This is a genomic window from Rufibacter roseus (assembly GCF_001647285.1).
Classification (GTDB): domain Bacteria; phylum Bacteroidota; class Bacteroidia; order Cytophagales; family Hymenobacteraceae; genus Nibribacter; species Nibribacter roseus.
Genome location: NZ_LRML01000001.1, coordinates 19,774 through 35,759, shown reverse-complemented (window position 1 = coordinate 35,759; position 15,986 = coordinate 19,774). Strand labels below are relative to the sequence as shown.

At 40.8% G+C, this 15,986-nt stretch carries 8 protein-coding genes; 3 read left to right on the top strand and 5 right to left on the bottom strand.

Annotated features, from left to right (window positions below):
* Positions 1-10 precede the first annotated feature (10 nt).
* From A8O23_RS00080 to A8O23_RS00070, 3 genes are all read right to left on the bottom strand, one after another.
* Positions 11-3,052 (bottom strand): T9SS type B sorting domain-containing protein, encoded by a 3,042-nt coding sequence (locus A8O23_RS00080; protein WP_066615146.1) that lies wholly within the window; start codon positions 3,050-3,052, stop codon positions 11-13.
* Between the two features lie 151 nt (positions 3,053-3,203).
* Positions 3,204-5,027 (bottom strand): RagB/SusD family nutrient uptake outer membrane protein, encoded by a 1,824-nt coding sequence (locus A8O23_RS00075; RefSeq protein ID WP_066615144.1) that lies wholly within the window; start codon positions 5,025-5,027, stop codon positions 3,204-3,206.
* Between the two features lie 10 nt (positions 5,028-5,037).
* Complete coding sequence (locus tag A8O23_RS00070; RefSeq protein ID WP_082882842.1) at positions 5,038-8,271, bottom strand: SusC/RagA family TonB-linked outer membrane protein; 3,234 nt, start codon at positions 8,269-8,271, stop codon at positions 5,038-5,040.
* Positions 8,272-9,449: 1,178 nt separating this feature from the next.
* On the opposite strand from A8O23_RS00070, the gene A8O23_RS00065 reads away from it, so the two are divergent.
* The 3 genes from A8O23_RS00065 (at position 9,450) to A8O23_RS00055 (ending at position 13,395) form a co-directional block, all read left to right on the top strand.
* Positions 9,450-10,469: a LacI family DNA-binding transcriptional regulator gene (locus A8O23_RS00065; RefSeq protein ID WP_066615141.1), complete on the top strand. Its 1,020-nt coding sequence runs from the start codon at positions 9,450-9,452 to the stop codon at positions 10,467-10,469.
* A gap of 727 nt (positions 10,470-11,196) precedes the next feature.
* Positions 11,197-12,237 (top strand): LamG-like jellyroll fold domain-containing protein, encoded by a 1,041-nt coding sequence (locus A8O23_RS00060; protein ID WP_066615139.1) that lies wholly within the window; start codon positions 11,197-11,199, stop codon positions 12,235-12,237.
* A gap of 420 nt (positions 12,238-12,657) precedes the next feature.
* Entirely contained in the window at positions 12,658-13,395 is a 738-nt protein-coding gene (locus tag A8O23_RS00055) for a GntR family transcriptional regulator (RefSeq protein ID WP_066615137.1), read from the top strand.
* Between the two features lie 247 nt (positions 13,396-13,642).
* Here the strand turns inward: A8O23_RS00055 and A8O23_RS00050 are convergent, their stop codons facing one another.
* Positions 13,643-14,863 carry a glycoside hydrolase family 76 protein gene (locus A8O23_RS00050; protein WP_082882807.1) on the bottom strand — a complete coding sequence of 407 codons (1,221 nt, stop codon included), beginning with the start codon at positions 14,861-14,863 and terminating at the stop codon, positions 13,643-13,645.
* The gene (locus tag A8O23_RS00045; RefSeq protein WP_066615134.1) at positions 14,860-15,981 is read right to left on the bottom strand and encodes a SusE domain-containing protein; all 1,122 of its coding nucleotides are present in this window, start codon (positions 15,979-15,981) and stop codon (positions 14,860-14,862) included. Before A8O23_RS00045 ends, A8O23_RS00050 begins: the two co-directional genes overlap by 4 nt.
* Positions 15,982-15,986 lie beyond the last annotated feature (5 nt).

Below are 15,986 nucleotides of genomic sequence, written 5' to 3'. Positions count from 1 at the left end.
GCTTAAAGTTTTAATCGCGGATAATAGTTAAGGCTCCCTTTGCCGGAGGAATACCAGAACCTAAGTCAATCACATAGTAATAAACTCCGTGAGCTAACGAGGACCCTTGGTAGGTACCATTCCAGTCATTGGCATAATTCTCTGCTTCAAACACCACTCTTCCAGCAGTATCAAAAACTTTAATCTTATTTCCGGGGAAGGTATTGATGTTCCAGATTACCCACACATCGTTTTTACCATCTCCATTAGGCGTTAGAATGTTATTGGCCTCTAACCCAACGCCACCCTCTACTAGCACCGTAAACTCAACTTCTCTCGTACAACCTTCGGCTGTGCTGCCGGTTACTTTATAGACATACCCCTGGGTTGGTTTGACAGTCAATACATTACTATTTTGGCCACTGACAATACCGGGCCCATCTGCCCAAGTGTAGGTATATCCTGGCTCACTTTCCACCGTTAATTGGATAGTCTCGCCTCTTGGCACTTTCCCGTTGCGGTCTGCGGAAATGCTCATATTCAGTTCATAGGAAGTGATCTTGAAAGTCCTGGCAAAAGTATCAGTGCCATTATTTAAAGTGCCGCCATCATCCTTCACGGTCACTGTCACAGTGGCTTCACCGGGTTGACCATCCACCAGTTTGTAGGTTAAAGTTGCTTTTCCGTTCTCAACAGCACTTACTGACAATTCACTGAAGAGTGCACTTCTGTTGGTGGAAACAGAAAGCGTTAAATTCTGACCTGGCTCTGAAACTAAACCCTCTAAAGGAATTGTGTAGGCGTCTACCACATTACAGCTTCTCTGATCAGCTATTTCAGCCATAGCAGGTGCTTGGTTGGAGCCATTGGTAATGGCTTCAGCCACAGGAGAATATGGCGCACTGATTCCTGATGATTGGCTGTACTCATTAATAGGCCTTACTCTGTAATAATATCGAGTGGCTAGTTTAAGTCCTTCGTCTGTATAAGTGGCTACATCAGCGTCTACGGTTTGGATTAATGCATATGAGGTCCCGTTGGTAGACCGCTCAATCTGAAACCCGGTTTCGTTTTCAGCACGATCTGTCCAGTCTAATTTCACCTGGTTTTCTGACAAGGAAGTGGCCACTAGATTCTCTGCTGGCAAAGGCAATCTCTCATCATACAAAGTAGTTCCGGTGACAGTGGGTGAGAAAATAGAATTACCAGAAGCACTCATTGCCCTTACCCGGTAATGGTAAGTGGCTAGTACACCCAGATTGGTATCTGTAAAAGTGGTGGTACCGGCAGCAACTGCATTCAACCTGGTGAAAGCAGTGCCGTCTGTTGAACGCCAGATCTCATACCCTGTCTCGCTGGCCACATCGTTCCAATTAAGGGTAAGTGTACTTTCTGTTGGGTTGGTAAGCCTTAAATTGCCGGGTACGGCTGGGGCATTCTGAGGAATTCCCCAGATTTGGAGTTCAGAAATCTGGACGGCATCACCTGAGCCATTGTTGGCCGTTATATCTAACTTGTAATATTTGAATGGCCTATTGTTGGAGAAGGAAAAAGACCTTTCAAAGTTACGACCGGCAAAAATTTGGTTTACCCGCGTATCAAGGACTGTCCAATCTGTTCCGTTAACCGACCCTTGAAATGTCCAGTTTTTAGCATCTCTCTCAGGGGCGTCATTTCCTGAAACTATGGTATATTTAGTAACAATATCTGATGACGTAGAAGATTCATACTGCACCCATAATTTTACCGGCGATGGAATACCCCCGGCCAAAAACTTGGTTTGAAAACTATTGTCAATCAGTTTTGTGGAGTTTTCATTTAACTGGTTTGTATTTTCTTTAGAAACTGTCAGTTTGCCTCCGTTGTCTGTCAAATCAACCAAAGCACCACTATAATTTAGTGTTCTGGTACTACTCATAACAGAATAGCTTGAATTCATCTCGGCTCCAATAGTCCTGACCCGGTAGTAATAGTTTGTATTCTGGGTTAGGCCTCTATCAAAATAAATATTTGTATTAGCCGCTACTGTGGCTATTGGTGTGAAATTTGTGCCATCCACAGAGCGCTCCACTTCAAATCCAGTTTCATTTGCACTTAAGTCAGTCCATGACAAATAAACTTCATCACCAGCGGAAGCTAATGCGTTCAACGCTGTTGGCGCTACAATTGCATCACCTTCAAAGAGTCGCCACTCTCCCAGCTGGAAAGTGCCGCTCCCATTCAGAGCTGAGATATTGAGGCGGTAGTACGCATAAGGAGTTGTATTCGTGATGGCGTAGCTCTTTGCTTGAATCCGCTGAGAGAAAGTCTCTCCCGTGCGCGTATCAAGCACAGTCCAGTCATTACCATTGTTTGATCCCTCCAGTGTCCAGTTTTTGGGGTCCCTCTCCGGAGCATCGTTACCTGAAACCAGCGTATAGGTTCCCACTATAGCAGGTGCGTTCAACTGAAGACGCAGCCACTGTGAACCTGGCCAGTGCGAAAGAAACTTTGAGCCTGGGTTATTATCAATTACCTTCGGCGATCCCTCCCCGGCTCCTCGCCCTCCATCATTTTCCTGTAATACGGTCAAAGTACCACCTCTAGCGGTAATATCAGGATTTTTGACTGCCTCAAAGAGCCGCCATTCAGCCATTTGGAAAGTGCCCGCACCATTTAAAGCTGAGATATTGAAGCGATAGTATGCGTAGGGCGTTGTATTACTTATATGGTATGTTTTTGTTTGGAAACGCTCTGTAAACAGCTCTTCTGTGCGTGAGTCAAGTTCTACCCAAGTGGTCCCATTGTTTGACCCTTCCAGTTTCCAATCCTTAGGATCACGTTCTGGCGCATCATCTGCTGAAGTAAGGGAATAGGCTCCAACTGCAGCTGGTTCGGTTAATTGGAACTGTAACCACTGCGCATCTGGCCAGTGCGACAAAAACTTTGTACTGGCATCATTATCAATAACTTTAGATGAACCTTCTCTGGAAGTTTGCCCACCGTCATTTTCTTGTAATACGGTCAAAACTCCTCCATTTGCCGTGAGATCATCCTGCGCAGTGGCTTTATGTAATACGCTAATAAATAGCATTGTACAGAAAACCATCCTTACGAATTGTAATTTTTGTTTCATATATGATTATTTAAGAACACATGAAAAATCTGAGGATAATTGTAGAATTTTAAGACGTTAATGATGGCTAAGTTCAGAAATTCATTACTTCCTGAACTTAGCCTTCCAGTTACCAGCCGGTGTTTTGCACCAGTTGCTGATTTATGTTCATCTCACTTTGAGGAATGGGCCACAGATAGTGCCTTTTGTTAAAAACCCGAGTCTCAAATGCTACTTTGTCATAGAAATTATTAATGTCGTTGGCCCGAATATTAAGTCCATAAGTAGGACCGTCGAAAGCCGTTTCGGCAATTTTCCATCTCCGTGCATCGAAATACCGCACGTTTTCAAAAGCAAGTTCTACTCTGCGCTCTTTCCAGATGGCTTCTCTTACAGCGGCCTGACCACTAGGTGCCTCCAGGTCAGCAGAACCATATTCTGGAATACCAGCTCGGCTTCTGATGAGGTTGACATATTTAAGAATATCAGGATGACCGGGGTTATATTCATTCAAGGCTTCTGCATAATTTAAATAGATCTCTGCCAAACGGAGCATTACATAAGACCTACCATTATTGCGCCAGTCGCCAGTGGCCATGTTTTTCCTTACAATATAACCAGTAGGGGTATAATCATTCCCCCCTCCAGAATTCACACCGGAATTGCCATTAAACCATGTTCTGGTTACAATATTTCCGGTATTTCTATTCAACCAGAGGCTGTTATCATAAGTGATACCTACATAAAACCGTGGCTCTCTATTAACCCACTGATTGTACACTTGTCTGGCTTCTGTATCATTAGGAGCCCTGAAGTTTGAAAAACCAGATGATTTGTACCCAGACAGTGGATCATCAATTGACCTTCCGTTGGCAGTGAAATAAGCATCTACAATATGTTGGGTTGCGCCTAAGCCACCAGAACCTTTTGCTTCTGCCTGTGATCCTGCATGAAAAGGGGTCATTTCATATTGCCTAGGGTTGACACCCGCGTCTACTCTAGCATAGATAATTTCCTTGTTCCACTCATCAAGAAACACATCACGGGTGGAGAGGTAAGGATCAAACTGACCTTGGGCGTTATTTTTTCTATACAAATCATAAGTGCCCGGTACGTAAACATCAATAAAGGCTTTGGCCGCATCAGCAGCTAATTTCCATTTATTGACGTCATATTGCTGGTTGATCAACTGCTTTCCATCTGGCCCAACTAATGAGGCATAATCTGTGTTACCATTGAATAACGGACTGGCAGCCAACAATAACACCTGAGACTTTATAGCTTCTGCATAAGACTTAGTCATGCGACCATAATTTTGCTCTGAAGCTACGGCAGGGAGATCTGCCGCTGCCGCGTTAAGTTCAGCCACCACGTATGCCACACACTCATCAAAGGTATTTCTTGGCTTCTTTAATTCGTCAGTAGGGGCATCTACCGGAATAGACTCATTTCCGACTAACACTACCGGACCGTATAGCCGCATGAGGTAGTAGTAATACAAGCCTCTTAACGCTCTGGCTTCAGCTTTATATCGTTTTACAATTTCTCCATCAGCTCCACAGTCAGTGCATTGATCTGCGTTTTCTATAAACACATTAGCTCTTCTGATGCCTCTGTAGAAATTAGACCAAATGGAATTGACAAAGCCAGAAGTTGGATCCCAAGCACCAATGTTAACCGAGTTACTCCCTACAAAGCCCCATACATATTCTGCTTCATCAGAAGCGGCCAACCAAGGACCCACGTTTCCATCGCCACCCAAATTTCTTTGACTAAAATCATCTGGAATCTGAGAATACACGTTGGCCAAGTATTGCTCTACTGTATTCCTGTTCTTAAAAGTAGATTCTAGTGTTAAGCGGTCATCTGGGACCTGATCCAGGAAATCATCGTTGCAAGAGAAGTTCAGACTTGTAAGCAAGCCTACAAGTATTATTGATTTTATCTTTTTCATTTTCTGAGAATTAGAATTGGAGGTTAAAGCCTAAGGAATAGACTGAAATATTAGGGTATCTTGCTCCATTTCTGGTAAGCAACTCAGGATCCCACAATTTGAAATTGCTGAAGGTTAACAGGTTCACTCCTCTTAGATAAACACGGGCATTCCCAATTCCTATTTTTCCAGAAACTTCGCTTGGAATAGTGTACCCAATTTCAGCAGTTTTCAATCTTAGGAAATCAATCTCTTTCACCCACCAACTACTAAATTGGTTGTTGTTGCTGCTGCCGTTAGCACCAGAGCCGTAGGACAATCTTGGATAAAAAGCATCAGGATTGGGGTTCTCTTCGGTCCAGCGGTCTAAGGCTATGGCATATAAGTTTTCACCGCCGCCATCACCGCTAAATGCTCTGATGCTTCGTCCTTCCAGTACTATATCTGCCTCGGCTTGCCCTTGGAAAAACATACTGATATCTAATCCTTTATAGCCTAAGCTTGTCCCAAAACCATAGGTAAGAGCAGGCACATCGCCTTGGCCTATTTGGGAAATATCATTGGCATCAATGCGGCCATCTCCATTCAAATCTTTGAATTTGATATCGCCAGGTTGAACTCTGCCAAACTGAACCGGATATTGGTCCCCATCATCTGGCGTAATGAATCCATCACCGTTCACATCGTCCTCATAACTGTATAGTCCTTCAGCGGTATAGCCCCAACTTGCTAATAGAGGCGCCCCTCTTCTTTCTAACCAAGGATAAAGTTGTGGTGCCTGGTCATTTTCTATGATTTTATTTCTGTTATAAGAGAATGTACCTCTAAAGCCCATGGAGAAATCGCCTATGTTTTTATCATAGATGATTGTACCGTCAAACCCCTTGTTCTCTACAATCCCTAGGTTTCCAGAAGGAATTGACGTTAATCCTACATAAGCAGGCACATCTCCTCTTGTAACAAAAGCTCCTTCTCTGCGGTCTTTGAAAACGTCAAAAATAATTCCTAAGCTGCTGTTGAAGGCATTTATTTCAATGCCAACGTCTTGCTTACGTGCTTCTACCCAGGTAACAGCTACGCCATATGTTAGCTCAACTATGCCACCTATGCCCCCTCTGTTTCTGCCAAACGTGTAGCCACGGCCACCGTCCACATTACTCATGTAAGCAAATCTACCGGCGCCGGAATCAGAACCCACTTTACCATCCGAGTATCTTAACTTTAAGAAATTGATAGTATTGGCCAAGGGCTCAAAGAACTTTTCATTTGATACAACCCAACCTACCCCAAAGGCTGGAAAGAAGCCGTACCTTTTATTTGGATCAAAGTTTTCAGAGCCATTGTACCCAATATTTACTTCGGCAAAATACCTGTCATCAAATGAATACGTACCACGGCCGGCAATACCTTCAGTCCGGAAAGGGATGGATTCTTGAAAGTTGTTTGCAAAGGCATTAGAATAATCTGACCGGTTACCCAACACTAATCCACTGATTCTGTGTTTGCCAAAAGATCTATCATAATTTAAGGCGCCCTCCATGTAAAATCTTCTGTTTCCTCCGTTTTCACGGCCATAGGCCAAAAAGTTCTGTCCTGAAAAAGTGGGAGCAGTGCCTAGATTCAGCGTTCCGTCAGGGTTTCTTGGGTTGGCTGGGTCTACAATCCAAGTATCTTCCCGCTTGCTTCTTCTGATATAATGTTGGTTGAAAGCATCAAAGGCAAACATAGCGGTTGCTGAAAGACCTTCCGTAACAACACCTAGTTCCTGAGTCAACCTAAGATTGGAGAAAAGTTGGTTTTTATTTTCATTCTGGTACCCTCTCAGAGCGGCATCTGCATAAGGATTCCGCTGCCCTCCGTTTGAACTTCTACCTGGCACTAGCCCTCCGGGGTACATAACAGGATATTCTATAGGACTTATTTCCAGAGCTGCACTATAGATTGTTGCTGCGTTCTCAGCAGGATAATTCCCGGTAGCTATATAGCCTTGAATTCCCAAGTCAACTTTGGTTGATTTAGTCAAGTCTAGCACCACATTTGAGGTCACATTATATCTGGTAAACCGTGTAGTGGCATTGTATTGCGCGATGGCATCTGTATTGAACAAACCCGTCTCATCATAATACCCCAAAGAGACATAATATCTTGCCTGCGGAGAGCCGCCGCTAACATTTAAGTTAGCATTGCGGTTTTGACCATAGTCTTCAAATACCTCATCTAACCAATTTACATCTGGGTAGACAAAGGGATCTTCTCCGCTTGCGGTTCTATCAATTATTTCTTGGCTATATCTGGGAACAGGAACATCTTCCCCGGGAATACGTCTAGTATAGATTGCTTCATTTGCAAGATTCATATAATCTACACCACCTATCAATTTAGGAACCTTGGTAAACTCTGTAATGCCCTGGTTGTAATCAAAGGTTACCCGTGGTTTGCCTTCCTCCCCTCTTTTTGTCATGATAAGGATTACCCCGTTAGCTCCCCTAACACCATATACGGCTGTGGCAGAGGCATCTTTTAAGATAGTAAAAGATTCAACATCTTGAGGATCAATGTTATTCATAGACCGTTCCACCCCGTCTACCAAAACTAGCGGAGCACTAGAACCGCTTAATGAGGCAATACCTCTAATCCAGATGTCAGCTCCGTCATAACCAGGTTGGCCAGAACGCTGAACACCTGTTACACCGGCCACACGACCAGCTAACATAGTACTGATATTAGCTACCGGCTGGTCTAACTCTTTTACGGAGACCGATGACTGGGCACCCACATTACTTATTTTACGTTGAGTACCATAGGCAACCACCACGACCTCGTCCACTTTTGTCTGGTCTTCGGCTAAAGTCACGTTAATATTAGCTTTCCCATTGATAGAAATTTCCTGTGTAAGGTACCCTAAGTAGGAGATCACTAGAATACTATTCTCATCGGGGGCATTTAAGGTATAATTACCTTCAGAATCGGTCGTAGTTCCCAGAGAAGTTCCCTTTATGCTTATGGAGGCGCCTATCAAGGCTTCGCCTTTGCTATCAATCACCCTGCCTTTTACCTGAAACACATAGACAGAATGAGTTTCATTGGCTCGTTTTGGATTTATGCGCAGGCTAGTAGACTTTACTTTGGCCTTTTCTCCATCTGCCAGAACGGGACCTCCTGTAATTACAAAGCAGAACCCTGCTAGAAAAACCTTTAGCCAAAGCTCACGGTTCTTCTTGGTGTAATTACTGAAAAGGAACTTAAGTGGTAAATCTCGTTTCATATAGTCTATTTTATTTGAGTATTTCTTTTGTCCTTTTTTCAAAATGGGATGGCATAAAGGCTTCTAGTCCTCTACACATGCTTTTTAGCCATCTTTTTTATTCATTTGACCAACTAGTTCTTATGATAAAAGTTTGTTAAAACGTTTTAGCTTAAAAACAAAGTATCCTTTATTGCCGCACAGTATCCTTTATTGCCGCACAACTAACTTGTTTATTTCATGGAAATATTGCGAACAATGAATTTGCACAGTAATTATTTATCACTTTAACCTTTGGCTCATCAGCTTATCGTTAGCTTAGAACCCTTTTAAACAACAGAAAATGGCAAAATTGCAATGCATTCCCTCCAATTAGAAAAAACGATTTAGCAAATTTTTATTCTAGTACTATTCGTGGTTAAAGAATAAAAAAAATAAAGCTTTATATAGAAAAACCACTGCTTTGATAAAGCAATGAGGAAAGCGGAAAATAAAGCACAGAACCTTTGAAAAGCACTTAAATGGTTTTTTATACCTTTCAGTAATCTCCAAAAGCCTCCGTCAATAAGATATTTTTAAAAAGCTTAAAACTGCTTCTACAAAAAAGGCTTGGAAATAATGGCAATAGAAAGCTTAGCAATCCTTATCCCATTAATAATATCATAAAAGAACATAGGTTTTTTTTAAAAAACAAGAACTTCTAAAAAATATTTTCTTTTTTAACAAAAAGACAACCTTACCGTAGAGGCAAAGCTTGGCAGAGCCAAGAATGAAGGCGGAGAATATTCTCTTGCTGTTTTTTTAGGTTATTAAGTGCTATGGATGCTGAAAGATCTATGAATATGAAATTTCAAATCAAGATACTGAGAAAGGCATTTTTATTATTAAACCATTATTCAAGGAAGTAACCAGGACAACTTTGTCTCTCTTCCACTACTCTCGGTGGTATTATAGATGATTGGGTAGTAAACAATCCACTTTAAATAATATGAATATTCTCAACTACTATAAATTTTTCATCTCTCTAAAAAAACAGCGTAAACATTTTTATATTAGTTTTAGCCTTATTTAAGTCCCCCTGCAGACGCCTCAAAAGAGAATCCCTCTTTACAGGCAAACTATCATAGCACCTCTTCTTTTCATGGCCCTTTTAAGAGGTTTACGCTTAGAAAAAGTGTTTATTTTAATTAACCTAGAGAATGAAAAAGAGGCTTTCCATCAAAGACATTGCTCAACAACTCAATATTTCCATCACTACCGTCTCTTTTATCCTCAATGGAAAAGCAAAGGAGAAGCGCATAAGCAACCTGGTAACTGACCGTGTTCTGAGGCTTGTGGAGGAGCTTGATTATAAGCCAAATCAGATTGCCCGAAGCCTCAGGACCGGAAAGTCAAAAATTATCTGCTTGATGGTGGAGGACATATCCAATGCCTTCTTCTCTAGTATTGCCCGGCAAATTGAAGAAAACGCATTTGACCAAGGGTACAAAATCATCTATTGCAGTACAGAGAATAAGCCCGAGAAAACCCGAGAACTTATAAAGATGTTCCGAGAAAGGAATATTGACGGGTATATCATTTCCCCCCCAGAAGGCATCAAAGAAGACATACAATCTCTCTTGGATGACAAAATACCTGTGGTACTTTTTGACCGTTTAATTCCGGGGCTACTTACAAATTATGTAATGATTGATAATTTTGATGCTACTGTAAATGGGGTTAAACATCTAATAGATCAAGGATACCTAAACATTGCCTTCATAACGCTGGATTCCCAACAAACGCAAATGAAGGATAGACTTGATGGGTATAATCAAGTTATAAAAGAGCATAATCTTAATTCATATGTGCATAAAGTAAACTATGCATCTCCTTATAATCAACACGTAAGCAGTATTGCCTCCTATATAAATGAACATCCTATTATAGATGCAGTTCTGTTTTCGACAAATTACCTAGCCACCAGGGGAATTGATGCCATCAACACCATCAACCTAAAAATTCCTGCGGACATAAGTGCTGTCGCATTTGATGATTTGGACTTCTTTAAATTATATCAGCCAACAATAACCGCTATCTCCCAACCCGTGGAAGAAATCTCTAAGAAATTAATAGATATTATCTTAAAAAAGCTTGAAAGCAACCTTGAAGAAAATGATCCTTCAGAAGTGATTCTTCCCACTCAATTGATTGTACGAAATTCGTCTTGCCGGAACTGATAGTAAGCAGGGAGCACATTAACGGCTCGTTAAAGCAATTCTCACTGAACTCCTATTTATATCGCTGAAAACAGACCCTAGTAGCAAAATTAAATAGGGACAACAAACTTTGGTTTGAAGAAGGTTTAATGACCTTCATCGGAGATAAACAGGTGCAATCTCTGAAAACTCCTGAAAATGGAACCCACGGGGCTGGCTTTTAGAAAAGTTATCAGCCTCTTTCCAACCTAATTTCCTTCTTTAGCAATTGCGATTTTCCCATCAGTTAATCGTTTTGCTTCTAATTATGTGAAATTTTTACATAAAATTATTGTTTTTACTTTTAATTCTTAAAAATAAAAACTTTCTTTACGCATTATAAAATCTACTTGTACCTAGAGTCTCCCAATATTAAATAAGATTAAGTGGGAATACTCTCTGCCTAAAATTGACTAACAAATTTCAAACCTTCAAAATTATTTATTGAGGGAAGTAGTTTAGCATAATTAAGATTTACCGTTTTTTTAAAATACATAAATTATTTTGTTTTTATGTATAAACATATTTATACATTTAGCTAACAAACTATTTGCGTATTTCAATTTTAGTAAATTCAGTTTTTTATAAACTATTTGTTTATGCTCAATATGAGATTTTCGCTTTAATTAGCTAAAAGGTTTTAGCCATTTTAAATTATGATTCTTGAATTGATTAATTCTTGATAAGTTTTGTGTAAAAGCTGATTCTATTGAAAAGCATTGCTCATCTCAAAGTTCAATTACAATTTTCTACAATCCTTAAAAACAAATTTTTTATGAAGAAAAACTTTACTTTACTTCTCTTGAGCGCAATTTTAACTTTTGCTTCACTGGCAAATCTACAAGCTCAGCCTACTAATCGAACTGTTTTAGCATTTGATGCCGGTAACGCTAATAGTTATGTTAGCATTCCTACCTCGCCTGCCCTCTCGCCTCAAAATTTCACCGTTGAATTTTGGGTAAATATGAGTAATATCGGCACCATTCTTTCCAATGCCGAAGCTACAGACAATAATACACCACCTGAAAGTGGGTATACCCTTCGTTTAGAAGGAGATAGAACCATGCAATTTGTTATTGGTGATGGTGAAAGTTGGCAAACCCTTAATTCAACTAACACTGTAGCTGCTGATACATGGACCCATGTGGCTGCTGTCTACACTGGCACGCAGATGAGGTTATATTTGAATGGAGTACCAAATGGAGAAAAGACTATTACAACTCCAATGATGGCTTCTCCACAGGAGCTCTATTTTGGAGATGATGCTACGTGGCCAGGCCGGAGAATTTCAGGCAAAATGAGTGATGTACGACTTTGGAATGTGGCCCGCACCCAAGAAGAAATCGAGGCCAATATAAATAATTTCTTAACCAGTACACCAACAGGCCTGGTGGCTAATTGGAAATTGGATGAAGGAGAAGGAACGGTGATCAATGATGTTGTAAGTACCCATGATGGAACAAGAGGAACTGGAACAACTTGGATACCTAGCACCACGACATCAAGCAAAGAAGAATTAGACCAACGTGTTACTGTGTGGCCAAATCCTTCGCAGGGCATAGTTCAAATTAAGATGCAATCAGGTAGCACTGGCCACTATAAACTGTATTCAAGCACAGGAAGCTTAGTTCTAGCTGGTGAATTGTCAAATTCCACAGCTCTTGATTTGTCAAAAGTTGAGAAAGGATTGTACATACTGAGAGTATCTGATGCAGGGCAAGAACTGCAAAAGAGACTTATTCTTCTATAGAATGAATATACATTGCTTTGTAACTGAATAGACTTTTACAGTTATATAACTTATTTGAAGCAGGGTTGATCATTGTATCAACCCTGCTTTTTTCTTGAAGTCGAATTGGGTTTTCTTTAATGCCTTAGGCCTACGCATCTTTCTGCAGTAGCTTTTCAGGAAAGGGAGCTAACGTTTTGAAGCTGTTTTAAGAAAAACAGCTTCAAAACGTTAGCTTAACCGGAGAAATGACTCCAGACAAGTACCTCCTACACTGGAAAACAAGAAGCTCTAAACAGCCTCAGTGTCATTATATATAAGAATGGCTTTTGTATATTTGTTTTGAAGACACCTCAAATGAGGCGGTTCCTTTACCTTGAAGATTTCCAGTATTAGCACATTTATTACTGTACTTCCTCAAGCTTATTTTATTTAATTGCTATGAATCTTACTCTTGATAGAAGAAATCCTATTCCGTTGCACATACAGGTAGAATACTTGCTCCGCGAGCTTATAGAGGATCCGATCTACAAAAACGGGAAATTGTTGCCTAATGAAATAGAGTTGTCAAAGCACTTAGCTATATCAAGAACCACACTGCGGCAAGCAATTAATAAACTTGTATATGAGGGACTTCTCATAAGAAAGAAGGGTGTCGGCACAAGAGTGGCTACGCCTTCCGTCAGCTCAAAATCTCAAAACTGGCTGAGCTTTTCACAAGAAATGAAAGCCAGGGGAATTCCTATCAGAAACTTTGAGCTCCATGTAAGCTGGGTTCTTCCAGATGAAAATATTGCCAACTTTTTTGAAATAACTGCCGAGCGAAAAGTATTGAAACTCGAAAGGCTTAGGGGAAGAGAGGAAGGCCCATTCGTTTATTTCGTCTCTTATTTTCACCCTAGAGTTGGTTTAACAGGAGAAGAAGACTTCAAGCGCCCTTTATATGAAATATTGGAAAGTGACTATTCTATTATAGCCCAATTGTCTAAGGAAGAAATCACTGCTAAAGGTGCAGATAGTTTCATTGCCAAGAAATTAGAAATGAAAATAGGAGAGCCTGTCTTGTTCAGAAAGCGTTTTGTATATGACCAAGGTGAACGCCCCCTTGAATACAACTTAGGCTTTTACAAAGCTGACAGTTTTGTTTATACTGTTGAGAGTAGAAGAACGCAAGTATAAGCTTTATTCAGGTTTGAATCTGTGAGGTAATCCTAAATAAAACAGGCTGTACTTGTTCATAAACCTAAGCCGCGCGATGTGGTGACCACTTAGTGAAACTAAGGCCTAATCTATTACTCCCCAATAAAAAAGAATTCCTGTTTTAGGCCTGTTTTCTGAGAAACAAGCCTAAAACAGGAATTCTTTTTTAAGCTGGCACTTTAGATGAGCCTTCTGTTTATTTTAGAAAATTCTGCATCTAGGTTGCCTATTCTCTTTTGAAATCGGAAATTAGAGCATATATTTCCACCATGCAGGTTTGGTTAATCAACCACGCTTCTCTGCCTCTTGTCTTACCAGACCAGTCCTCCAAAAAGAATCCTGCACTGTTTCTAGCTGATTTCCAGGCGTAGTCTACATTCATAATAAGAGTATTTATATATTCCGGATTTTTATCCACCTCATATAAATCTAGATACCCCCTCAGCAAATGCATGGTGAAATACGGGTCATGTGACGGAAAGAACTTGCCTACACCTGGCACGTCATGCGTGAAATGATTATAAGAAGCCCGGGCCACTGACTTTGCTTCATTCAAATGCTCCACATTACCCGTTATTTCATAGAGCAGTACTGCATTTGAGATCATGGCACCGCTATTATATGCCCATTTCATTTTGTTTATAACACCGGTTACCGCGTGCACATCATTCCAGTAGTTCTTATCTGCCGGATCTTGCAACTTGTTTTTGTTCCAAGTATAGATCCTTTGCGCAAACTCAAGGTATTGAGGTTTGTTTGTAATCTTATATAGCTTTAGAGCCAGTAATGCAGACAAGGCAGTAGCATTAGCAGCCTTAACCGTATTAGGGTTTCCTGGGTTATTTAACCTAAGCTGCTCACTCCAGAATATTCCGCCGCCTTGATCCATAGATTCCCCTGACATATCAAAGGCCAAGGCATCTTCAGCCCTTCTTAAAAAGCTGGGCTGGTTCGTGACTTCATAGGCTAGAACATCATCAAGGCCTGCTATGGCGTTGTCATCATAAAAGCGGTCCCCTCCGCCAAACTCATTCGGGTAAGACTGAAAGGCAAAAGGGGTTCTGTTAACATCCCAATACTCATCTAGGCCATTAATGACTTTTTGAATGGATGGGTCATTATAACCTAATGCCAACTGCCAAATTGCTCCGGTGAAAAGAGTGGAATGTGACCAAAAATAAGCCACAGGTCTATCTCCTCCCTGCTTAGGATAATTTTCTAAAAAATAGTTGGTCCCGTTTACGGAATAGTGCTTAATTATATGGTCAAAGACTGCTTTTGATTTCTCTTTGTAAGTTTTGGCGTCATACAAAGGGTTACCGCCACCGCCATTTCCAGAGCCGTCAGGACTAGGATCTACAAAATCTCCTCCTACTTTTTCTGTACAACAAGCAAACAGAAATACCATGATAATTGACAAACCCCACTTATTCAAATTCTTCATCATAATGTTGTTACTTTATGTGTGTAGTTTCCATTTGCTTTGAAAGAAACCTCCACATTTACTTTATTATTATCTGCCGCCGGATTGAATTTATAAGTATTATCCCATTGCGCCGAAGTGACAGGGATTAAGTAAAAATAAGAAGCAGGTGCACCCACAGGAGTTACGTTGTTCACATTCTGGCTGCCCCAATATTCTACACCTTCTGAGGTAGTTATTTTAAACTTATACCGCTCGTCTCTTCCCCATGAAAACGGATAAAACACAACAGGTACCTGACTGGCAGTCCAGGTACTGTTACCTGCATATTGAAGACTGCCTATAGTGGTGTTGTAGGCAGACATATAAATCTCCATGGCTTTGATTTCAACAGCAGTACTTGTGGCGCTATTGAAATCAAAGGTGAGCCGGTAGACTTTCTCTGAGCCAGTAACATCCGTGCCCTGATCTCCTTCTTTGATGATGTTGTTTTCAATGAAGAATTTAGTAGCACTCGCATCTTTTTTATTTATCAACTGATAGCTTCCAGGCTTAAGGGAGGTATATATCTCAAATACTCCTTCTTCTATCATTTTTAACGGAAGGCTGTTGCTAATCTCTGTGCCTCCTTCTGTTGCAGTACCAGTTAAGTAAACTTCAGTTGGTATTTCAGCAAACCCCATAGGGCGTTCTAAACTCAGGGTTCTGAACATAGTTGTTTTTGCCACATTAGCGCCTTTGCTAGCAGCCACCGTCCATTTAACTTTCCCAGTAGTTAACGCCTGAATACCTGCCGCATTCGCAATCTTGTTTAAATTCTTATGCGATAAAGTAAGCTGAGGAGAAACGCCTTTGTTATCAGACAGAAACGTTAGAACTGGCTGAGAGAAGTCACCTCCTTCTTCATCAAATATTACTTCGTATAAAACAAGTCCGCCATCTTTGGCCTTACCTGGCTCCCAAGACAAATTTAATGAGGCACTACTGGAAGGCTCAATTTTAACAAAGTAATTGTCAACAGGCCCATTTAAAGTAGTTGGGGCAGATAACTCATCTGTAAACACATACTCCTTTTCACAGCTCAAAAGGCAAAAGAAAGCCAGAGCCATTGACAGGAAATACTTTATTTTATTTATTCTCATGACTA

Bases quoted from the DNA above. Each gene is read 5' to 3' on its own strand.
- A8O23_RS00080 (WP_066615146.1), bottom strand. From the start codon at position 3,052: ATGCTATTTATTAGCGTATTACATAAAGCCACTGCGCAGGATGATCTC.
- A8O23_RS00065 (WP_066615141.1), top strand. From the start codon at position 9,450: ATGAAAAAGAGGCTTTCCATCAAAGACATTGCTCAACAACTCAATATT.
- A8O23_RS00050 (WP_082882807.1), bottom strand. From the start codon at position 14,863: ATGATGAAGAATTTGAATAAGTGGGGTTTGTCAATTATCATGGTATTT.
- A8O23_RS00070 (WP_082882842.1), bottom strand. From the start codon at position 8,271: ATGAAACGAGATTTACCACTTAAGTTCCTTTTCAGTAATTACACCAAG.
- A8O23_RS00045 (WP_066615134.1), bottom strand. From the start codon at position 15,981: ATGAGAATAAATAAAATAAAGTATTTCCTGTCAATGGCTCTGGCTTTC.
- A8O23_RS00075 (WP_066615144.1), bottom strand. From the start codon at position 5,027: ATGAAAAAGATAAAATCAATAATACTTGTAGGCTTGCTTACAAGTCTG.
- A8O23_RS00055 (WP_066615137.1), top strand. From the start codon at position 12,658: ATGAATCTTACTCTTGATAGAAGAAATCCTATTCCGTTGCACATACAG.